The organism is Stenotrophomonas mexicanensis, assembly GCF_032911605.1.
In the GTDB taxonomy this organism is placed as follows: domain Bacteria; phylum Pseudomonadota; class Gammaproteobacteria; order Xanthomonadales; family Xanthomonadaceae; genus Stenotrophomonas; species Stenotrophomonas maltophilia_A.
Genome location: NZ_JAWJTG010000018.1, coordinates 16,986 through 37,910, shown reverse-complemented (window position 1 = coordinate 37,910; position 20,925 = coordinate 16,986). Strand labels below are relative to the sequence as shown.

At 65.3% G+C, this 20,925-nt stretch carries 21 protein-coding genes and 1 tRNA gene; 10 read left to right on the top strand and 12 right to left on the bottom strand.

Annotated features, from left to right (window positions below; genetic code table 11):
- Positions 1-36: 36 nt before the first annotated feature.
- From pilB to R1L06_RS09805, 3 genes are all read right to left on the bottom strand, one after another.
- On the bottom strand, positions 37-1,770 hold the full coding sequence (gene pilB / locus R1L06_RS09815; protein ID WP_317217591.1) for a type IV-A pilus assembly ATPase PilB: 1,734 nt from the start codon (positions 1,768-1,770) through the stop codon (positions 37-39).
- Between the two features lie 220 nt (positions 1,771-1,990).
- Positions 1,991-2,398: a pilin gene (locus R1L06_RS09810; protein WP_317217607.1), complete on the bottom strand. Its 408-nt coding sequence runs from the start codon at positions 2,396-2,398 to the stop codon at positions 1,991-1,993.
- A 150-nt stretch (positions 2,399-2,548) separates the two neighbouring features.
- A complete protein-coding gene (locus R1L06_RS09805; protein ID WP_373695421.1) occupies positions 2,549-3,070 on the bottom strand; it encodes a pilin in 522 nt (173 codons plus the stop codon).
- Between the two features lie 256 nt (positions 3,071-3,326).
- Here R1L06_RS09805 and R1L06_RS09800 point away from each other — a divergent pair, with 256 nt between their 5' ends.
- The 3 genes from R1L06_RS09800 to coaE are packed head-to-tail and all read left to right on the top strand — an operon-like array spanning position 3,327 to position 6,081.
- The gene (locus tag R1L06_RS09800) at positions 3,327-4,586 is read left to right on the top strand and encodes a type II secretion system F family protein (RefSeq protein WP_032128826.1); all 1,260 of its coding nucleotides are present in this window, start codon (positions 3,327-3,329) and stop codon (positions 4,584-4,586) included.
- Between the two features lie 8 nt (positions 4,587-4,594).
- Entirely contained in the window at positions 4,595-5,458 is an 864-nt protein-coding gene (locus R1L06_RS09795) for a prepilin peptidase (protein WP_043402829.1), read from the top strand.
- Between the two features lie 11 nt (positions 5,459-5,469).
- The gene (gene coaE / locus R1L06_RS09790; RefSeq protein WP_317217590.1) at positions 5,470-6,081 is read left to right on the top strand and encodes a dephospho-CoA kinase; all 612 of its coding nucleotides are present in this window, start codon (positions 5,470-5,472) and stop codon (positions 6,079-6,081) included.
- A gap of 173 nt (positions 6,082-6,254) precedes the next feature.
- Here the strand turns inward: coaE and R1L06_RS09785 are convergent, their stop codons facing one another.
- The 5 genes from R1L06_RS09785 to rimK form a co-directional block, all read right to left on the bottom strand.
- Positions 6,255-7,622, bottom strand: coding sequence for a sensor histidine kinase (locus R1L06_RS09785; protein WP_032128829.1), 1,368 nt, complete (start codon positions 7,620-7,622; stop codon positions 6,255-6,257).
- Positions 7,585-8,262, bottom strand: coding sequence for a response regulator transcription factor (locus tag R1L06_RS09780; RefSeq protein ID WP_005410804.1), 678 nt, complete (start codon positions 8,260-8,262; stop codon positions 7,585-7,587). Before R1L06_RS09780 ends, R1L06_RS09785 begins: the two co-directional genes overlap by 38 nt.
- Before the next feature lie 8 nt (positions 8,263-8,270).
- Complete coding sequence (locus R1L06_RS09775; RefSeq protein ID WP_049401611.1) at positions 8,271-8,744, bottom strand: hypothetical protein; 474 nt, start codon at positions 8,742-8,744, stop codon at positions 8,271-8,273.
- Between the two features lie 89 nt (positions 8,745-8,833).
- Positions 8,834-9,310: a hypothetical protein gene (locus tag R1L06_RS09770; protein ID WP_010481495.1), complete on the bottom strand. Its 477-nt coding sequence runs from the start codon at positions 9,308-9,310 to the stop codon at positions 8,834-8,836.
- Positions 9,311-9,555: 245 nt separating this feature from the next.
- Positions 9,556-10,434 (bottom strand): 30S ribosomal protein S6--L-glutamate ligase, encoded by an 879-nt coding sequence (rimK, locus tag R1L06_RS09765; protein ID WP_005418651.1) that lies wholly within the window; start codon positions 10,432-10,434, stop codon positions 9,556-9,558.
- Between the two features lie 167 nt (positions 10,435-10,601).
- On the opposite strand from rimK, the gene R1L06_RS09760 reads away from it, so the two are divergent.
- Together R1L06_RS09760 and R1L06_RS09755 are read left to right on the top strand one after the other, a co-directional pair.
- On the top strand, positions 10,602-10,967 hold the full coding sequence (locus R1L06_RS09760) for a hypothetical protein (protein WP_223224661.1): 366 nt from the start codon (positions 10,602-10,604) through the stop codon (positions 10,965-10,967).
- A gap of 79 nt (positions 10,968-11,046) precedes the next feature.
- A complete protein-coding gene (locus tag R1L06_RS09755) occupies positions 11,047-11,469 on the top strand; it encodes an acyl-CoA thioesterase (protein WP_317217589.1) in 423 nt (140 codons plus the stop codon).
- A 125-nt stretch (positions 11,470-11,594) separates the two neighbouring features.
- Here R1L06_RS09755 and R1L06_RS09750 read toward each other — a convergent pair whose 3' ends face one another.
- Positions 11,595-12,776 carry a hypothetical protein gene (locus tag R1L06_RS09750; protein WP_317217588.1) on the bottom strand — a complete coding sequence of 394 codons (1,182 nt, stop codon included), beginning with the start codon at positions 12,774-12,776 and terminating at the stop codon, positions 11,595-11,597.
- Positions 12,777-12,891: 115 nt separating this feature from the next.
- Between R1L06_RS09750 and R1L06_RS09745 the strand changes: the two genes are divergently transcribed.
- Positions 12,892-13,749, top strand: a complete 858-nt coding sequence (locus tag R1L06_RS09745; RefSeq protein ID WP_317217587.1) for a PoNe immunity protein domain-containing protein — start codon at positions 12,892-12,894, stop codon at positions 13,747-13,749.
- Between the two features lies 1 nt (position 13,750).
- On the opposite strand, the gene R1L06_RS09740 is transcribed toward R1L06_RS09745, so the two are convergent.
- From R1L06_RS09740 to R1L06_RS09730, 3 genes are all read right to left on the bottom strand, one after another.
- A complete protein-coding gene (locus R1L06_RS09740; RefSeq protein ID WP_049425112.1) occupies positions 13,751-14,155 on the bottom strand; it encodes a DUF805 domain-containing protein in 405 nt (134 codons plus the stop codon).
- A gap of 303 nt (positions 14,156-14,458) precedes the next feature.
- Positions 14,459-14,532, bottom strand: a tRNA-Gly gene (locus R1L06_RS09735).
- 128 nt (positions 14,533-14,660) lie between these two features.
- The gene (locus tag R1L06_RS09730; protein ID WP_317217586.1) at positions 14,661-16,496 is read right to left on the bottom strand and encodes an autotransporter outer membrane beta-barrel domain-containing protein; all 1,836 of its coding nucleotides are present in this window, start codon (positions 16,494-16,496) and stop codon (positions 14,661-14,663) included.
- Between the two features lie 207 nt (positions 16,497-16,703).
- On the opposite strand from R1L06_RS09730, the gene thiS reads away from it, so the two are divergent.
- From thiS to R1L06_RS09710, 4 genes are all read left to right on the top strand, one after another.
- Positions 16,704-16,904: a sulfur carrier protein ThiS gene (gene thiS / locus R1L06_RS09725; RefSeq protein WP_008265079.1), complete on the top strand. Its 201-nt coding sequence runs from the start codon at positions 16,704-16,706 to the stop codon at positions 16,902-16,904.
- 153 nt (positions 16,905-17,057) lie between these two features.
- Positions 17,058-17,852 (top strand): thiazole synthase, encoded by a 795-nt coding sequence (locus R1L06_RS09720; protein ID WP_010481470.1) that lies wholly within the window; start codon positions 17,058-17,060, stop codon positions 17,850-17,852.
- Positions 17,852-18,586 (top strand): tRNA (guanosine(46)-N7)-methyltransferase TrmB, encoded by a 735-nt coding sequence (gene trmB / locus R1L06_RS09715; protein WP_317217585.1) that lies wholly within the window; start codon positions 17,852-17,854, stop codon positions 18,584-18,586. Before R1L06_RS09720 ends, trmB begins: the two co-directional genes overlap by 1 nt.
- Positions 18,587-18,613: 27 nt before the next feature.
- Positions 18,614-20,461 (top strand): SLC13 family permease, encoded by a 1,848-nt coding sequence (locus tag R1L06_RS09710; protein WP_317217584.1) that lies wholly within the window; start codon positions 18,614-18,616, stop codon positions 20,459-20,461.
- Positions 20,462-20,925: the final 464 nt, after the last annotated feature.

Genomic DNA, 20,925 nt, shown 5'->3' with positions numbered 1-20,925 from the left:
ATGCATCGCGTCATCCACGCATGGCGTGGATCTACCTCAATCCTTGGTAACGCGATTGATCTCGGCCAGGCTGGTCACACCCGCTGCCGCCTTCTTCAACGCCGACTGCCGCAGGTCATTCACCCCGATCTGCTGCGCCGCCTCGGCAATCTGCAGCGCGTTGCCTCCGGCCAGCACGATGGTGGCGATCTCATCGGTCATCGGCATCACCTGGTAGATACCGGTTCGGCCCTTGTAACCCTCGGTGCACTCATCGCAGCCCACCGCCTCGTACAACTGGATGCCCGCATCCAGCTGCGCCTGGGTGAAGCCCTCGGCCAGCAACGCGTGCTCCGGCAGGTTGGCCGGTCGCTTGCAGTTGCCGCACAACCGGCGTGCCAGGCGCTGGGCGATCACCAGCGTCACCGAGCTGGTGATGTTGTATGGCGCGATGCCCATGTTCATCAGACGCGCGATGGTCTGCGGCGCATCGTTGGTATGCAGTGTGGACAGCACCATGTGGCCGGTCTGCGCCGCCTTGATCGCAATCTCGGCCGTCTCCAGGTCGCGGATTTCGCCGACCATGATGATGTCCGGATCCTGGCGCAGGAACGAGCGCAGCGCGGCAGCGAAGGTCATGCCGCGCTTGTTGTTCTGCTGCACCTGGTTGACGCCGGGCAAGCGGATTTCCACCGGGTCTTCGGCGGTGGAGATGTTGCGCGTCTCATCGTTGAGGATGCCCAGCGCGGTATACAGCGACACCGTCTTGCCCGAACCGGTTGGGCCGGTCACCAGCACCATGCCGTACGGCTTGTGGATGGCGTCGTGGAACAGCTTCTGCTGGTCCGGCTCGTAACCCAGCTTGTCGATGCCCAGCTTGGCCGCGCTGCCATCGAGGATACGCAGCACCACCTTCTCGCCGAACAGGGTCGGTAGCGTGCTCACGCGGAAGTCGATCTGCTTGCTCTTGGACAGGTTGAGCTTGATGCGGCCGTCCTGCGGCACGCGCTTCTCGGCGATATCCAGCTGCGCCATCACCTTCAGGCGCGCGGCGATGCGCTGGTTCAACTTCACCGGCGCACGCGCCACCATCTTCAGCAGGCCGTCGATGCGCAAGCGCACGCGGTAGTCGTCTTCGTAAGGCTCGAAGTGGATGTCCGAGGCGCCCTTGCGGATGGCATCGACCAGCACCTTGTTGACGAACTTCACCACCGGGGTGTCGTCACCCTTGGCGTCGATGCCGGAATCGCTGCCGGAGGCGCCGAGATCCTCGTCGCCGGCCGCCACGTCCAGGTTGCCCATGCCATCGTCATCGCCGCCCAGGGCGTCGCCGAGGGTGTCATGGCTGGCGTGCCACTGTTCCAGCGTGCGGCGGATCTGGTCCTCGTCGACCAGGATCGGCTCGACCACCAGGTTGGTGTGGAACTTGATCTCATCCAGCGAGTGGGTCGGGTTGCTGGTGCCGACGAACAGCTTGCCACCGCGCTTGAACAGCGGCAGCACGTTGTGCTTGCGCAGCAGCTCCTCGCTGACCAGGCTCATCGCGTTCTGGCTGGCATCGAAGGTGGACACGTCAAACAGCGGCATGCCGAACTCGACCGCGTTGGCGGCGGCCAGCTGCGAGGCATTGACCAGCTTGTTCTGCGCGAACCACGTGGGCAACGGCTGACGGGCCGCGGCGGCCTTGGCCATGGCGTCGCGGGCGCTGGCCTCATCCAGGGCGCCGTCCTGGACCAGGCGACGGGCCAGGCCGGTGATGCCGACAAGGTTGGCGGTGGTTACGGCATTCATAGAAATCCTTGGCTCATGGTCTGGCAGTGCCGGGCACCTTCCAAGGGCACGGCACCGGGTAGCAGAACCTGCCACGACCCAAAGGCCGACGGCATCGCCAATCCATGAGCAACACTGCCTTGCCCGGCACTCCCAGCCTGGCAGACACGATCCTGACTCCCCCGGGGATGATAGCTCCGTCAAGGGTCGACCAGCATCCCATCAGAGAGCGGAAGTGTGATCAGCAGCCGGTCGGGCGATAGCGCGCTTCGAAGGCGCTGCCGTCGCAGCTCCAGATGCCCTCGGCCGAGCGGCGCAGGATCAGGTCCTTGCCTTCCAGCGCGCTGTGTCCCTTCAGGGTGCAGCTGATGTGGCCGACACCGGAGTCGCTGAGTTCGGCTTCAACGATGGAGCAGTGGGCGTTCCGGGCGCCGCCGATAAGTTGAGGCGTAACCTCACTGACAGGACGCCCCTGATAGACAACGATCTCCACCAGCGTCTTGCCAGGGCTGATGTCGGCCAGCGCGGCCGTCAACTGGGTGCGAACGATATAAGGCTGAAATGCCACCATCGCGATCGCGGCAAGTATGGCAATGATGGCCACCACGATCATCAGCTCGATGAGCGTGAAGCCCTTCTGTGTGTTCATGACTCCCCCTGTTTGATCCAGCAATCCCCATTGCTGCGTCATGACTGGACCTCGTGCTCCAGTCAGCACAAGGCCCGCCGAAGCGGGCCTTGTGTCTGGTTCTCGAAGGCAAGCAGAGCCAAGGCTCCTTGCCCCCTTCGGAACGGGCTCTTACTGAGTGCAGCCCTTCGGACGGAACTTTTCCAGCACGTCCGTGGTGACGCAGCTGAAACCGCCAGCGGTGGCCGTAGCACCCGAACCAGAGGCCTCAGCGTAGTTCAGCGCAATGGTGGAGGTGCCACCGATGCGGCCCGGATCACGAATGGTGCAGGTCATGCCGCCCTCATCAACCTCGATCGCGGAGCACGCGCCAGTGCTGGCGGACTGGAAGCCCGAATTCGTCACGGTCGGGGTGCCGCCGTCACTGATGACCATCTCGAACTGGGTCTTGTGCGAGGCCAAGTCGGCCAGTGCAGCGGTGACCTTCGACTTCGAGGTGTAGTCCTGGTAAGCCGGCAGCGCGATGGCGGCCAGGATGGCGATGATCGCGACGACGATCATCAGTTCGATAAGGGTGAAGCCCTTCTGGTTCTTCATTGGTACATCCCCAAGATAGTGGTGGTTGAGTTCAGTGCACGGGATCGGACCGGACAGCGCCGGTTGAGCGGGCCCCGCGCCCTGCGGGTGGATCAACGCAGGTTGCGTGCCAACCCCGGCACGCCTCCCCCTGGATTTCCCCGCGCCCATGATGGCAGCAATTTCGTGGATGGGAACCCCCGGCACGCGAATCTGCGATGGACGCGGCAATGTGACGCAGTACGTCACCTTTGGCCGGCACCCGGCACGAAATCGCATTCCGGGCGCCCCACCAACTGCCCATACGGCCTTGAACCCGCTACCATCAATGGCTAGTTACCCGCCTGGGGATGGCGGGTCTTGGGGAGCCAACATGTCTGTGAGTCGCAGTGCGATCAAGAAGGAGCCCGTGGCCCGCGCCACGATGGAGCTGCAGCCGTTTGTCTGGGAGGGGACCGACAAGCGGGGCGTGAAGATGAAGGGCGAGCAGTTGGCCAAGAACGCCAACCTGCTGCGTGCCGAGCTGCGCCGCCAAGGGATCAATCCGGGCCAGGTCAAGCCCAAACCGAAACCGCTGTTCGGTGCCGCCGGCAGCCCTGTCAAGCCGAAGGACATCGCTTTCTTCAGCCGGCAGATGGCCACGATGATGAAATCCGGCGTGCCGATCGTGTCGGCGCTGGACATCATCGCCAGCGGGCACAAGAACCCGCGGATGAAGAAGCTGGTCGACACCATCCGCACCGACATTGAGGGCGGCTCCTCGATGTACGAGGCGGTCAGCAAGCACCCGGTGCAGTTCGACGAGCTGTACCGCAACCTGGTGCGGGCCGGCGAAGGCGCCGGCGTGCTGGAAACCGTGCTGGACACGGTGGCCACCTACAAGGAAAACATCGAAGCGCTGAAGGGCAAGATCAAGAAGGCGCTGTTCTACCCGATCATGGTGGTGGTGGTGGCCATGCTGGTCAGCGGCATCATGCTGGTGTTCGTGGTGCCGCAGTTCGAAGACGTGTTCAAGAGCTTCGGGGCCGAGCTGCCCGCCTTTACCCAGATGGTGGTGAACCTGTCACGGTTCATGGTGTCGTGGTGGTGGCTGATGCTGCTCATCGCGATCGGTGCCGCAGTCGGTGCGATCATGGCCTACAAGCGCTCGCCGAAGATGCAGCACGCGATGGATCGCTTCGTGCTGAAGGTTCCGGTGATCGGGCAGATCATGCACAACAGCGCCATCGCCCGCTTCTCGCGTACCACGGCGGTGACCTTCAAGGCCGGCGTGCCGCTGGTGGAGGCCCTGGGCATCGTGGCTGGCGCCACCGGCAACACCGTGTACGAAGAGGCGGTGCTGCGCATGCGCGACGACGTCTCGGTGGGCTACCCGGTGAACATGTCGATGAAGCAGACCAACCTGTTCCCGCACATGGTCATCCAGATGACCGGCATCGGCGAAGAGGCCGGCGCCCTGGACGCCATGCTGTTCAAGGTGGCCGAGTACTATGAGCAAGAGGTCAACAACTCGGTGGATGCCCTGAGCAGCCTGCTGGAGCCGATGATCATGGTGTTCATTGGTACCATTGTGGGCGGCATGGTGATCGCGATGTACCTGCCCATCTTCAAACTCGGCGCCGTCGTCGGCTAAAGGTATCAATGGCATTTCTCGACCAGCACCCCGGCCTCGGCTACCCCGCCGCGGCCGCCCTGGGACTGCTGCTGGGCAGTTTCCTGAACGTTGTCATCCTGCGCCTGCCCAAGCGGCTGGAGTGGCAGTGGAAGCGCGATGCGCGCGAAGTCCTGGAGGAACCGGACTTCTATGAACCACCTCCACCGGGGATCGTGGTGGAGCCATCGCACTGCCCGCACTGCAAGCACAAGCTGAGCTGGTACGAGAACATCCCGCTGTTCAGCTGGATCATCCAGGGCGGCAAGTGTCGCCACTGCAAGGCGCCGATCTCGCTGCAGTACCCGCTGGTGGAGGCGCTGACCTCGGTGCTGGTGCTGGCCTGCGTCTGGCAGTTCGGCTTCGGCTGGCAGGGCTTCGGCGCCATCGTGCTGACCTGCTTCCTGATCGCCCTGTCCGGCATCGACCTGCGAACGCAGCTGCTGCCCGACCAGTTGACCCTGCCACTGATGTGGCTGGGGTTGATAGGCAGCATCGACAACCTGTACATGCCGGCCAAGCCCGCCCTGGTGGGCGCGGCGGTGGGTTACCTGTCGCTGTGGACGGTCTGGTGGCTGTTCAAGCAGCTGACCGGCAAGGAAGGCATGGGCCACGGCGACTTCAAGCTGCTGGCGGCACTGGGCGCCTGGTGCGGGCTGAAGGGCATCCTGCCGATCATCCTGCTGTCGTCGGTGCTGGGCGCCATCATCGGCTCGATCTGGCTGTACAGCCGGGGCCGTGACCGCGCCACGCCCATCCCGTTCGGCCCCTATCTGGCCATCGCCGGCTGGCTCTACTTCATGTGGGGTGCGCCGTTGGTGGAACAGTACCTGGCGATGAGCGGGCTGCGCTGAGGGGAGTCCCCATGAGCCGCTATGTGGTTGGCCTGACCGGTGGCATCGCCTCCGGCAAGAGTGAAGTCACCCGGCGCTTCGAGGCGCTGGGGATCGTGGTGGCCGACGCTGATCTGGCCGCACGTGCCGTGGTGGCTGCCGGCAGCCCGGCGCTGGGCCGCATTGCCGAGCGCTTCGGCGCCGACATGCTGCTGGCCGATGGCGGCCTGGACCGGGGGCGCCTGCGCGCCCACGTATTTGCCGACCCCGCCGAGCGGACGGCGCTGGAAGCCATCACCCACCCGGCCATCCGCCTGCTGATGCAGCAGCAGTGCGAGCAGGCTGAGAGCCCCTATGCGATTGCCGCGATTCCGCTGCTGACCGAGGTGGGTGGGCGGAAAGCCTACCCCTGGCTGGACCGGGTGTTGCTGGTGGATGCGCCCGAAGCCGTGCAGCATGCGCGGCTGATGCAGCGCGATGGCATTGATGCCGCGCTGGCCGACCGGATGATTGCTGCGCAGGCCAGCCGCGCACAGCGGTTGGCGCTGGCCGATGACGTGGTGGTCAATGATGGGCAGCCGGAGGACCTGCAGGTGCAGGTGGAACAGCTGCATGCGCGGTATCTGGGGTTGGCCGGGGGTTGAGGCCTGGTTGCCGGCCAACGGCCGGCACTACCGAAGTGCATCCACGCATGGCGTGGATCTACACGCGCGGGGCGCGGCAGCGATCACGGTGGTGGCACAAGCGGAACAGGGCGCGATGCAGGGTCGGCGGGGTTCGTGCCGACCAAGGTCGGCACCCACCAAAGCAGGAGCCCTTACAACGGCTTCGGCGAGAACGTCAGGGTGGCGATCACGCCACGCTGGCCGCCGGGGCGCACGCTTACCTGCCAGCCGTACAGGTCGCACAGGCGGCTGACGATCGACAGGCCGATACCGCCGCCCTGCGAGTGGCCGGCATGCGTGCCGCGGTAGCCACGCTGGAACAGCTTGGCCGCGTCTTCCTCGCTCAGGCCCGGGCCACTGTCGGTTACCGACACCGAGTTGGTGCCGACGAACACGCGCACCTCGCCGTCCTGCGAGTACTTCACGGCGTTGCCGATCAGGTTGCCCAGTGCCACCGACAACGCCGCCTCGGGCGCGTCGATCACCAGATTGCGCTCACCTTCCAGCAGCAGCTCCAGCGGCTTGCCCCCCAGCTGCGCACGGTGTGCGTCCAGCAGCTGCTCGGCCACGCGGGCGACGTTGCTGGTGCCCTGCCCGCGCTCGTTGCGCGACAGCAACAGCAGCGCGCCGATCAGATCGCTGCACTGCTGTTCGGCGCGCTGGATGCGCTGCAGGCGCTGCAGCACCTTCTCGTCCAGGCCGGGCCGGGTCAGCAGCAGCTCGGTGGCGCCACGGATCACTGCCAGCGGCGTACGCAGCTCATGGCTGACGTCTGCATTGAATTCACGGTCGCGCTGCACCACTTCGGTCAGCCGCGAGGAATAGTCGTCCAGTGCCTGGGCCAGCTGCCCCACTTCGTCGTCGGGAAAGCGTGGCGCCAACGGCTCGGGATCACTGGTGCCGCCGCGATAGGCACGCAGCCGCGCGGCCAGATCCGACACCGGCTTCATCACCTTCGAGGCCGACCACCAGCCCAGCACCAGCGACAGCACGCTGAACACCAGCACCGACAGCACCAGCGCGCGGTTGAGCTGCTTGCCGCCGCGCACGCTGTCGGTCATGTCATAGGCGAGGAAGAACCAGGCGTCGGGCGTCTTGCGTACGGCCAGCTTGTAGGAGTACGGCTCGCCGTGCTCATCGCCGCTGACGCTGTGGATGCCATCGGAGAAGCCCGCCCACTGCGCGCGCTCTTCGCGCACCCGGTCGAACTTGTCCTTCGAATAGGCATAGGCCTTGATCTGCAGTACCGGTGCGTCCGGGTTATGCCCGGGGTGCTCGTAATAGCGGCGCGCATACTCGTCGATATTGCGGTTCATCAGCTCTTCCACCAGCTGGTTTTCCACGCGCAGGCGGGCCCAGTTGGTGGCGAACGCAAACAGTGTCGTCAGGCAGAAGCCCAACAACACGAACGAAACGATGATGCGGCTGCGCAGGCGCCGCCGATAAGGCGTGCGCCGGCGCTCCCCCTTGGTTGCCACCGAATCAGGCTTCCGGGGTGGCGATGCGGTATCCGATGCCATGGCGGGTCTGGATCAGCGGCACTTCAAACGGCTTGTCGACCACCGCGCGCAGGCCATGGATGTGCACGCGCAGGGAATCCGAATCGGGCAGTTCTTCACCCCACACACGGGTTTCCAGCTCCTGGCGGGTCACCACGGCCGGGGCCGCTTCCATCAGCGCCTGCAGGATCTTCAGCGCGGTCGGGTTGAGCTGCAGCAGCTTGCCCTGGCGGCGCACTTCCAGCGTATCCAGGTTGTATTCCAGATCGCCTGTTTCCAGCACGCGGGTCTGCACGCCCTTGCCGCGTCGCGACAGGGCGTTCAGACGCACTTCCACTTCCTGCAGCGCGAACGGCTTGATCAGGTAGTCGTCCGCGCCGGAATCGAAGCCGGCCAGCTTGTTGTCCAGCGAATCGCGGGCGGTGAGCATCAGTACCGGGGTCTGCTTGCGCGCTTCATTGCGCAACTTGCGGCAGACCTCGATGCCGTCCATGCCTGGCAGATTGAGATCCAGCACGATCGCGTCGAACTCGTGCACCACGGCCAGGTGCAGACCGGTAACCCCGTCAGCCGCGAAGTCCACGGTGTGGCCCCGGTCCTCCAGGTAGTCGCCCAGGTTGGCCGCAATGTCGCTGTTGTCTTCGATTACCAGGATTCTCACTGTCACCTCTAATTTACGAATTTGCCGATGCGCTGGGCCTGGCCCATATCACGCTGTGCCTTGTCCTTCCGCCGGGCGCGCTCGGCAACGGTAGTGCACTGCGTCGTGGACCGGTTCGAACCCGTGGCCTTTTCACGTTGGCATATTAGACGACTATCTTCACGTGCCTGTGTCAAAACCGTGTTCACGATCTGCTGGTCGTTGAAGACATCGGTTCGTACCTGTTCAGGCATGGAATCGCGGTCAGGATGCTGCTCGACGGCCGTACGCATGCGCACCAGCGCCTCGCGTACGCGGCTGCGGTCGGTCTGCTTCAGTTCGCTGTAGGTCTCGCCATCGTTGAGTTCGATTTCGATGCGCTCGATCTGCTGCTGCAGCGGCTTGCCGGGGACAAAGACCTCACCGGACTGGTTCGATGCAGAGGCGGCGGTGGCCAGGGTCAGGCCCGAGATCAGGACCGCCGACAACAGGAGGGACTTCATGACAAACGAATCCTTGTTTGAGTTGAGTGTTGACTGTATTCGCACCACCTTCACGCCAGCAAGTGCCATGCGCAGGGGCATCGGACAGCCTAGTGGTTGGTGGCGGGGTTGAAGTTGTTGAAGGTGCGCTGGTCGTTGAGCAGGGCCTTGCCCTTTTCCTCGATCCGGCGGCGCTCGGCCACGGTCAGGCAGCGGCTTTTAGGCATGTTGCTGCCGGTGGTGCGGGTGTGCTGGCAGATCTGGCGGCTGTCCTCGTGGGCGCGGACAAGAACGGTATTGATACGCTCCTGGTCGTTGAAGACCTCCGCCTGGACCTGCGGCGGGAGCTCCTGAAGCGTGCGGTGGTCGCCCATGCGCTGGGTGATGCGCGCCAGTGCCTGCTGCACCTGGGCGCGGTCATCAGCGGAAATCTCGCTGTACTCGCCGTCATCGAGGGCCTTCTCAACCCGCCGGACCTGCTCGGCCACCGGTGCCTGCCCGTCCATCTGTATGGCGGTCTTCTCCGGCTTGGCGGAGACAGCACCAGACAGCCCCAGCAACAACGCGATCATCGTGATGCGGTACATCGCCAGCCTCCGGATCCATCCAGGAACGATGGGCGCCACTCTACGGCCGTCACGCTGCCTCCACAAGGGACTTCCGGCGGCATAAAAAAGACCCAGGCGGTGCCCCGCCTGGGTCTGAAGTCGTATCCCGATACCGATCCTGCTGAGAGGCAGAGCTGCGGTTCGCTGAAGGCTACGCCGGCGCCGATTAAAGGCGTGTTAAAGCCGGCCTCATTTGCCTATGAGAATTTCAAGCCATTGATTAATCACGGCTTTTTTATCTTCTCGACGTGCTCGATGATACGCGTGGCCACATCCACCCCGCAGGCGGCTTCGATGCCCTCCAGCCCTGGCGTGGAGTTGACCTCCAGCACCAGCGGGCCACGCGCGGAGCGGATCAGGTCCACGCCACAGACCGACAAGCCCAGCGCCTTGGCCGAACGCACCGCCACCTGCTGTTCGGCGCGGCTGGCCTTGGCCGCCACCGCGGTGCCGCCGGCATGCAGGTTGGAGCGGAAGTCACCTTCCGGCGCCTGCCGCTGCATCGACGCCACCACCTGGTCACCGACCACGAAGCAGCGCAGGTCGGCGCCCTTGGCTTCGCCGATGAACTCCTGCATCAGGAAGTTGGCGTACAGGCCCCGCAGGGCCTCGACGATGCCACGCGAAGCGCTGGCCTTCTCGGTGAGGATCACGCCCCGTCCCTGGGTGCCCTCGTTGAGCTTCACCACGTGCGGCGGCGGACCGAGCATCGACAGCAGGTCGACGGTGTCATCGGGGTTGTCGCCGAACACGGTAACCGGCATGTCGATGCCCTTGGCTGCCAGCAACTGGTGCGCGCGCAGCTTGTCGCGCGAACGCAGGATCGCATCGGACGGGTTGGGAGTGCGCGCGCCCATCAGCTCGAACTGGCGCAGCACGGCGGTGCCATAGCGGGTGATCGAGGCGCCGATGCGCGGGATGACCATGTCCACGCCGGTCATCGGCCGGCCCTTGTAGTGCATCGAAAAACCATCGGCGGCGATGCGCATGTAGCAGCGCAGCGGGTCGAGGATGCGAACGGTGTGGCCGCGCGCGCGGGCCGCCTCGACCAGCCGGCGGGTGGAGTACAGGGAGCTGTTGCGGGACAGGATGGCGAGCTTCATCGCGGCAGGATCGGACGGCAGGCGCGCAGCATAGCGCGGGCGTGTGGCGGGCGGATGATGCCCTGCAGGACGCCGTATCTGCGTGCCTGCCGGGGCTGTGCGAAGATGGCTGTTGCCGGCTACAGGACAGGACACGGCCGGCTTACACAACCCAAGGAGAACCACAGATGCGAATGGGAATTCCGCTGTTGTTGCTGTTTGGCCTGATGGGGAGCGCCGCACACGTACAGGCTGCGCCAACCCATGCAGTCTCCCGGCTCTACTTCGATGCCAACAACACCCTGATCGGCCAGGGCCTGCGCTACTGCACGGGCAAGACACAGCACCAGGGCGTTGCCTCACACGCCAATACCCGCTGGATCGATGTTTCCTACGCCTGCCAGGGCGACTCGACCGACGTTTCCTATGGCAGCTGGGTGCCTGCACAACTGCGGCAGGACTTCTGCACGCTGTACGACGCCTGCACGTCACTGATGCCGTGGCCGGAACCCGGCCTGCCCGGCACCCTCGGCAACGGCTTCTACTCAGACTGAAAGCCGGTAGTCGCCGCACTGTCTCCGGCGATGGCAGCATCGTCGCCGGAGACCCCACCCACTACCCCCCGGAGACTTCATGCCGTTGACGATCCTTCCGCGTTTCTCCGAAGTGGATGTACTCGGCCACGTCACCAACACCGCCCTGCCCGTCTGGTTCGAGGAAGGTCGCCAGGAGATCTTCCGCCATTTCAGTCGCGAGGCCAGCATGCGCGACCTGACGCTGATCCTGCGCCGCTACGAAATCGACTTCCTGCAGCAGATACAGCCGGGACACGAAGTGCGCATCGAGACCCGCATCGAAAACATCGGCCGCTCCTCGCTGTCGATCGTGCAGCAGGCGTTCCAGTTCGAGGCCCTGGTGGCCAGCGGGCGCTGCGTGATGGTGCATTTCGACTACACAACCAACGCCTCGCGCGCCATCGATGCAGAGCAGCGCCGGGCGTTGTCAGGGCTGTTTACCGAGGAGTATGCGCAACAGGTGCAGGCGGCAGGCACATGAGCCATACGGAAGTCCGGTCATCCGCACCCGGTACTGCCCGCAGCCCATTTCTTCAGCTTTTCCAGCGCTTTCCCGGCCTGCATCGACGACGCATGCCGGAACCTCCTTTTTTGATTCGACGCAGTCTAACCTGTGACTGAGGGCCGCTGATCCGCGCGGGGCAGGCGCAGCGAGAAGCCCCCATCGCGGACACGCACGGCCAATGCGGTTTCCCGCCATTCCACAGGCAGCGCCAATGCCGTATGTGGCGTGGGGATGCGTGTGATCGCCTCGAACGTCCAGCGTTCCTCATAGGCTTCGCAGCGAAGCGTTCCGTCATCGCCGACCGCGATGACATCGATCCAGGCCCCACTCCGGGTCTTGCCGCTGCCGCCCATCGCACGGCGGCCAATGGCCTGCCAACGCCCCTGCCAGTGGACGAGCCATACGCCCTCGATGGGACGCAGATCCCCATCAAGCACGCTGCCCGCCACCACCACGCATCGTCCGGACGGGCTGGCAATGACCGTCTCCAGATCGCAGGCGTGACGGTCACTGGGCTCGCCATCAAGACAGAGCGCGTACGGGCAGATGCGTGCGAACAAGGTCGGATGCGCAGTCAGGCGCAGGTCGTCGGGAAGCAGCGGGATGGCCTGCAGCACCCGGGCATCAGGCAGGACATGCCGCAACACCTGCGGCACCCCGGCGGCCAGCGCCGGATGCTCCTGTTCCAGCCATAGACCCCGACAGGGGCGCAGCGTGGTCGATCGACTGGGAATATCCCGCAACCACATCGCGGCTTCGGCATCCCCGCCAAGCTGCCGGCGCTCGTGCAGCTCCTGCCAGAACAGGCTGGGAACAATCGCCAGCAGGTGCATCACCCTCTTGTCCGCTTCGTCGTAGACGATCACCGCTTCGCTGCGATCACTGTAGCCACTGGCCACACGCAGCGCGCTGCCCGCCAGCGCCAGCCACTCGCCGCTGGCATCGTGGCTGCCTGCGGTGGATACGCCCTCGACAATGGCGCCATCGCGCAGCATCAGGGTGCCGTAGGCCGGCCCGCCCATGCCCAGCTCGCCCCAATCCAACAGCACATCATGCGTGGGCGGCTGGGTGGCGAAGGGCAGCTTCGCCCGCGAGCGCAGCAGTGCGCCCCCTACGGCATCGCCGACCAGATCGAAGTGCTGCAGCACGCCGCCCAGGGCAAGGCATGCGGCCAGGCCAACGACCACACCCCAAGGCGACCACCACACCACGCAGATCGCTACCCATATCAGGAACGGTAGCCATTGGGTGAAGCGGCGGAGGGCGATTCGATCAACGGTCATGCAGGCTTGGTGGCGGCGACTGTGCACCATTCAAACCTTCGACGCTGTGCCAGGCAATGGGGTTCGAGCCGGCAATGCCGCTAGACTCTCGCTGATGATGGAACCGATGACTGCCGTGAATCACCGGAATCTGCTGCAGGACATGCTGCCGCGATGGAGAGCACTGGCCAAGGCCCCGGGCCAGCCGCGCCGCACGCTTCGCCTGCCGGATTGGCAGGCGGACTGGAACGCAGGCATGGCCTTGCTTGCACGCCATGCGCGCAATGGCGGTGAATCTGTGGAGGAACCGCTGCAGGGACATGCGGCCCTGGAGCATGCCTACGGCTGGGAGACGGTTGCACAGACCGGCAGCAACCTGCTGCTGAAAAGCGTTGACCGCGGCTTCGCCCCCACGGCGTTGCAGCAGATGCATGCCGACGTAGCAGATCTCTGGCTCGAGCATGCGCGTTTGCTGGCCCTTGCCCGGGACAGCCTGCAACAGCAAGGCCACGACATCGCGCTGGCTGCGTCGTTGCAATCGCGTACAACGCAGCACTACGAATACGCACTGCAGTTGTTGTCACTGGGCGTGCTGCTGGATGCGCAGGAACGCCTGCCGGCGCTGGTGGAGAAGGTGCTCTGTTTCGACACCGACCGTGTGCTGGACTACCTCAGCGCGCCGGCGCTGGGCCTGGTGGAAGCCAGTGATGAGGTCTTTCATCCGCGACCGTTCGCCGAGCTGTTCGCGCCGCTGCGCGACGGTGAAGCGTTCGACCCTTCACTGCTCGCCGGCTACCTGCAGGTGCAGTACCGCGACTTCTTCCTGCTGCCGCCAAAGGCTCAAAAGCGGACCCGGCGCCTGATCGGGCCGAACGCGTGGGGCTACTGGGCATTTGAAGTGGCTGCGCTGGTGGTGCTGTATGGCGGTGACGACGCCACGCTGCGCACCTGCCCGCACTACCCTTCCGACCTGGTGGACTTCGCCCGGCGTTGAGTCAGGCACCTGGCAGGCCGGAAACACCGCCGAATCGATTCTCTTCCTCGTTGCCCGGCAGGAGCATGACAGGAAAGAGGACGAATACGCCCAACGGGATGAAGGCAATCACGACGTACCAGCCAGACTCGTCGATGTCGTGCAGTCGTCGAACGGCCAGGGCCAGCATGGGCGGAAGGAGGACGATGACCGCGCAGACCGTCATGACCCACCCCAGCGTCCGGAACGGCTCGAAGGCCTCCCCGTCGAGCAGCACGGTGCCCGTCAGCCAGTATCCGCCGTCCATCAAGGTGTAGCCCACTGCCACCACAAGGGCAGCAGACAGGGAGTACGACCAGAACTCCTTCCGGTTGGATCGCCCTGAAAAATCAAAGCAACGCCTGAGGGGCAAAAGTGCGGGGATCATTCGCGCTCCGGGCAGCGGACGATGGGAGGCAAGGGTTAACGATCTTTTAGCATCCCCAAGCCCAGCACCAACTGAACCCTGCGGCCCGGCGGACCCGGCAGACAGCGGAGGTTGCAGGAGCCAGCGTCGACGATTCGAACGCGATTGCAATGCGCCTTGTAAACAAGTCACTTGAGCTGCGGTTCGGAGAAGCCACAGTCCAACGCATTGAAGAGAGAAATCAGGGCGCTGCCGCCACACGCTGGACTTCGGTGTGGTTCAACGATTGCGCCGCGTCTGCCTGGGGTGAACACCCTGGAGACATGGAGCGGGCGATGGGAATCGAACCCACGTCAGTAGCTTGGGAAGCTACAGCTCTACCATTGAGCTACGCCCGCATTGCGGGTGAAAGTCTATGCGGAGCGGCCGGTGTTGCGCAATGGTGGCCGCCGCACCCGCCGGGCATGGCCCGGCGCTGCCGTGCAGGCATCCCAGGCACCTTGCGGTGCCCGGGATGTTGCATTCATCAGAAGCTGCCACCCACGGTGGCGAAGATCGTCGCGTCACGGGCGCGCTTCTGCGCGGCCGTGGTGCTCAGGCCAACGTTGCCCTGCAGGCCGAACAGGTCCATGCGCGCACCCAGTACGGCAGTGGCGTAGTTCTTGTCGAAGTCCAGGCCCGGCACGCGGTAGCTGCCCAGTTCCGGCAGGGTCTGCAGCCACGCGCTGGCCTGCTTGGTGTCCTCGAACTCGTGGTCGTAGGTCACCTGCACGTACGGCTTGACGGTGCCGCCATCGAAGCGGGCCTGCCAGCCGATGCGGCCGACGGTCGAGTCGACGTTCTGGCGGTCGTAGCCCAGCGCGGTGGCCAGCGTGCCCGCAGCAGCGCTTTCGTTGTAACCATCGATCTTCACCTTCTGCCAGATCACCGCAGCGATCGGGCCGTGGCGGAAGCCGCCTTCGGTGCCGAACTCGTAACCGGCATTCAGTGCGGCGGTCAGGTTGCTGCCGTCCGGCGAGCCACCGTGTTCGCGGGTAGCCGGGCCCAGCTGGACCTTGCGGTTCACGTCATACGACAACCAGGTGTAGCTGACCTGGCCGTTGACCCAGACGCGGTCGCCATACCAGGCAGCGAACAGGCCGGCGGTGGTGTCCTTCTGGGTGAAGTCGCCACGGCTGTTGCCGAAGTCGGCACTCATGCGACCGAAGCCGGCGAAGCCGCCGACCACCACGCCGTTGCGTGCCCAGTCGACACCGAACAGGCCGGCCGGCGCCACGCCGTCGTACAGGTCGGCGTGGTCATAGCGCTGCAGGTCACCGCGCACGCCACCCCACCACGACAGGCCATCGGCCGGACGGGCGCCCAGGTGGTTGCTGACCTGGTCGGCACGCGAACGGCCGACGGTCTGTGCCGAGTGGCTCAGCACCTGCTGCAGGCGCGGAGCCTCCAGCACGGAAACGGCGTACTGACCCAACAACTGGTGGCCGGCGACGGTCGGATGCACGCCATCGGCGAACAGATAGGTCTGGTACGCATCCGGGCTGACATAGCTGGTCGGGTTGCAGGTAAGAATGCTGACCGTCGAGTTGTTCGGATCGATCTTGCAGGCGGTGCTGGTGACGTTGGTGAAACCGTACATGGCCGGGTTGGCAGCCACTTCACTCAGCACGGTGAAGGTATCCAGCGGAATGAACTCGATGCCGGCCTGCTTCAGGCCACCGTACAGGGCCTTGTTGTAACCAGCGGACAGCGCAGTGGCGGTGGCGGCATTCGGGCCACGGAATGCCGGAGTCAGGCCGACGTTCGGCAGGTTCGGCACCAGCACGTACTGTGCACCCGCCTGCTTCAGCGCGCCGACCAGGGCGATCTGATCGGTAACGGCTGCGCCGATGATGGCCTGGGCCTGCGCCGGAGCGCCAGCTGCGGCGAACAGGTCGTTGGCGCCACCCCATACGGTATACAGGGCATTGCGATCGGCCTTGCCGCCGTTCGCGGCCAGGTAACGGTTAGCCTGCGTCTTCAGCGACGGGATGACGCCCAGCGCGCTCGGTACGTCCACGCTGACACGGGCACCGCCGGCGGCGTAATTGTCACCGTTCTGGCCATTGCCGTTGGCGCCGTTGTTGAGGCCGTAGTAGTTGGCCACCTGTTGTGACCACACCCAGCCCGGGTTGGTGGTGAACTGACCGGTGGCCCCCTGGGTGGCCGGCGGCAGCAACGGGCGGAAGTAACCGGCGTCGGTCAGGCTGTCACCGAAGAACACGGCCTTCGAGTACGGGTTTTCGCCTGCCATGGCCGGAAGCGCGGCCAGCGCGATCGCAGCCGCCATCAGGGAGCGGATCGGGTGTTTGCTGAGCTGCATGTAGAAACTCCTGTGGGGAAGATAGGTAGGAATCCGGCGCACGTACGCCGGCGCACGGTGAATGGTTTCACCGCGCCGCCGTTTGCTCACGCTGCGCCGCCGCATGGATTGTCGCCTGATCACGCCGAAACCTGCTGTGCCGGAGCTGGCGCCCGGTTCAATTTGCAAACGTTCCGATCCCGACGGGCTATCAGCGACAATGCAGGGATGAACATCCAGCTCAACGGCGAACCCCGCACCCTGCCCGCCTCGGCGACCCTCCACGACCTGCTTGAGGCCGAGCAGCTGCTGCAGCGCCGGGTGGCGGTGGAGGTCAACGGCGAGATCGTCAGCCGCAGCCGCCATGGCGAGCATGTCCTGGCCGAAGGCGACGTGGTGGAGATCGTGCACGCGCTGGGCGGGGGCTGAGGCCATCCCGGGTAGTGCCGGCCACTGGCCGGCAATCCGACGCTGCCTGACGCCTCACATCTGCCGGCCAGCGGCCGGCACTACCCCTACCCATCCACGGCCAGCACGCCATTGCGTGATCCCATCTTCAGGCGGATAAGCGATAATCGCGCCATGAACGTTCATGTCTCCCCCGATTCGCTGGTGATCGCCGGCAAGACCTATGGCTCGCGGCTGCTCACCGGCACCGGCAAGTTCAAGGATCTGGAAGAAACCCGCCTGGCCACCGAGGCTGCAGGCGCCCAGATCGTCACCGTGGCCATCCGCCGCACCAACATCGGGCAGAACCCGGGCGAGCCGAACCTGCTCGACGTGCTGCCGCCGGAGCGCTACACCATCCTGCCCAACACCGCCGGCTGCTACACCGCCGAAGACGCGGTGCGCACCTGCCGGCTGGCGCGCGAACTGCTGGACGGCCACAACCTGACCAAGCTGGAAGTGCTGGGCGACCAGAAGTCGCTGTACCCGGACGTGGTGCAGACTCTCAAGGCCGCCGAACAACTGGTCAAGGACGGCTTCGAGGTGATGGTCTACACCTCCGACGACCCGATCCTGGCCAAGCGCCTGGAAGAGATCGGCTGCGCTGCGGTGATGCCGCTGGCTGCACCGATCGGTTCGGGCCTGGGTATCCAGAACAAATACAACCTGCTGCAGATCATCGAAGACGCCAAGGTGCCGATCATCGTCGACGCCGGCGTGGGCACCGCGTCGGATGCGGCGATCGCGATGGAGCTGGGCTGCGACGGCGTGCTGATGAACACCGCCATTGCCGGTGCACGCAGCCCGGTGCTGATGGCCAGCGCCATGCGCAAGGCGGTCGAGGCCGGCCGCGAGGCCTTCCTGGCCGGGCGCATCCCGCGTAAGCGCTACGCCAGCGCCTCCTCCCCGGTGGATGGGTTGATCGGCTGATGACCAATCCCTTCGACAGCGCCGGCTCCAAGGCTCCGCCCAAGCCCTTCACCGTGAGCGAGGGCCGCCGCGAGGTGCGCAGCTTCGTGTTGCGCCAGGGCCGCTTCACGCCTGCCCAGCAGCGCGCGTTCGACGAACGCTGGCCGCGCTTCGGCATCGACTACAACGGCCAGCCGCGTGATCTGGACGCCACCTTCGGCCGCCCGGCGTACAAGGTGCTGGAGATCGGCTTCGGCAACGGTGCCGCGCTGCGCTTCGCTGCCCAGCACGACCCGTCGCGCGACTACATCGGCATCGAGGTGCACGCACCCGGCGTGGGTCGCCTGCTGAACGCGCTGGCCGACGACAACGCCAACCACGTGCGCCTGTACCACCACGATGCCGTGGAAGTGCTGCAGAACGAGATCGCCGATGGCGCGCTGGATGAAGTGCGCATCTACTTCCCGGACCCGTGGCACAAAAAGCGCCACAACAAGCGCCGCCTGCTGCAGCCTGCATTTGCCGAGCTGCTGGTGCGCAAGCTGCGCCCGGGCGGCCGCCTGCACTGCGCCACCGACTGGGAAGACTACGCCGAGCAGATGTGGGACGTGCTCGACGCCACCGCTGGCCTGGTCAACCGCGCCGGCCCGCGTGGCAGCGTGCCGCGCCCGGACTGGCGGCCGCAGACCCACTTCGAGACCCGCGGCCAGAAGCTCGGTCACGGCGTCTGGGACCTGCTGTACGACCGCACCTGACGATCGCCTGAGGACACCGCGCCCCACATGGATACCGCGCTGACGCTGACCAACGACATGAAGCTCGTGCTCGGGCTGGTCGGCTTCACGATGGCGATGTTCCTGTTCGAGCGCATCCGCGCCGACGTGGTCGCGCTGGTGGTCCTGGTGGTGCTCGGTGTCACCGGGCTGATCGCGCCGGAGGAAATCTTCGGCGGCTTCTCCGGTAACGCGGTGATGAGCATCATCGCCACCACCATCCTCGGTGCGGGCCTGGACCGCACCGGGGCGCTGAACCGGCTTGCCGCCTGGCTGTTGCGGCGCGGCCATGGTGTCGAGCAGCGGCTGCTGATGATGACCACGGCCATTGCCGGCCTGAATTCCTCTTTCATGCAGAACCCGTCGGTGATGGCGCTGTACCTGCCGGTCGCCTCGCGACTGGCCGCGCGCACCGGGTTGACCCTGCAGCGCCTGCTACTGCCCATTTCGGCAGCAATCGTGATGGGTGGTGCGCTGACCATGGTCGGCAATTCACCGCTGATCCTGCTGAACGATCTGCTGGCCTCGGCCAACAACAACCTGCCTTCCGGCCTGGCCACCATCGAGCCGCTGCGCATGTTCGCGCCGCTGCCGATCGGCGTGGCGCTGCTGATCGCTTCGCTGCTGTATTTCCGCTACTACGGCGACCGCAAGCTGATCGAAGAAGAGAACCTGGTCAACGACGGGGTCACGCCCGCGCGCACCGAGAGCTACTTCGCCAAGACCTATGGCATCGGAGGCGATGTGTTCGAGCTGGTGGTCAGTGCCGAAAGCCCGCTGGTGGGCATGACGCTGGGCGAGGCCGAGAACCTGCACGATGCCCCGCTGCTGCTGGCCCTGAAAACCGGCAATGACACCCGCCTGGCGCCACCGGCGGAGATGCGCATCTGGGTCGGCAGCGTGCTCGGCGCGATGGGCCCGCGCGAGCAGATCAACGATTTCGCGCAGAACCAGTTCCTGCGCATGTCTTCGCGACTGAAGCACCTGGGCGACCTGTTCAACCCCAGCCGTGCCGGTATTTCCGAAGCGGTGGTGCCGCCTACCTCGAACGTGATCGGCAAGAGCGCGGCCGATCTGCGCCTGCGCAAGGAGCGCGGCATCAGCCTGCTGGCGATCAACCGCGACAAACAGGTGATCCGCGAGGACGTGCGCGACGTGCAGCTGCGCGCCGGCGACATGCTGGTCTTCCACAGCATCTGGACCGACCTGGCGCAGGCCGCCCGCAGCCGTGACTTCGTGGTGGTGACCGACTACCCGACCGGCGAGCAGCGCCCGCACAAGTTCAAGATCGCGATGGCGATCTTCGCCTTGACCATCCTGATCGCGCTGACCAGCAAGCTGCCGGTGGCGCTGACGCTGATGACCGGCGTGGCCGGCATGCTGCTGACCGGCGTGCTGCGCATGGACGAGGCGTATGCCTCGATCAACTGGAAGACGGTGTTCATGATGGCCGGGCTGATCCCACTCGGCTGGGCGATGGATTCCAGTGGCGCGGCGGCATGGGTGGCCGGCCATACCATCGACAAGCTACCCACCGGTATTCCGGTATGGGTACTGGAGGTGGCGCTGGCGCTGCTGACCACGGCGTTCTCGCTGGTGATCAGCCATGTGGGCGCCACCATCGTGATGGTGCCCATTGCGGTGAACCTTGCGCTGGCGGCGGGCGGCAACCCGACGGCGTTCGCGCTGATCGTGGCGCTGTCGGCGTCCAACAATCTGATGACGGCCTCCAACCCGGTGATTTCGATGATCACCGGCCCGGCCAACTACACCCCGCGCGAGATGTGGCGGGTCGGCGGCCCGCTGTCGCTGATCTACACCTGCGTGGTGGTGCTGATGATCAACCTGATGTTCTGAGGGTTGGGTTTGTTGGCAGGGCTGCGCCCTGCACCCGCAGAGGCAACGGCAACGGCCGAAGCAACAGCAACAGCGGGCTATCCGTGGGATGGCGGGGTGGGTCCGGTTGCGGGGGACGCTGCAAGTCCACCTCCGGGGCCCGGCCCAGCCGCTGGCGGCTGTGCGTTCGGGCGCTTGCGAAGCAGTGCTTCGCAAGCAAAGCGCCCTCACCCATGTAAGCTCGGTCGCCGCTTGTTCGTGTGCGCTTTCCTGCGCACACGGCAAGACCGGGGTTGGGCGTCCTGCCCAACCCGCCCGAGGCATGCCTCGGGCCCATGCGGCTCACGCCCCCGCAACCGGACCCACCCCGCCTTAGACAGATTTCCGCGATCTGTCGGAACGGCGTCGTGCACCGCTGGCGTCGTGCACCGCTTTGGTAGGTGTCGACCTTGGTCGACACAGTAGATCCACGCCATGCGTGGATG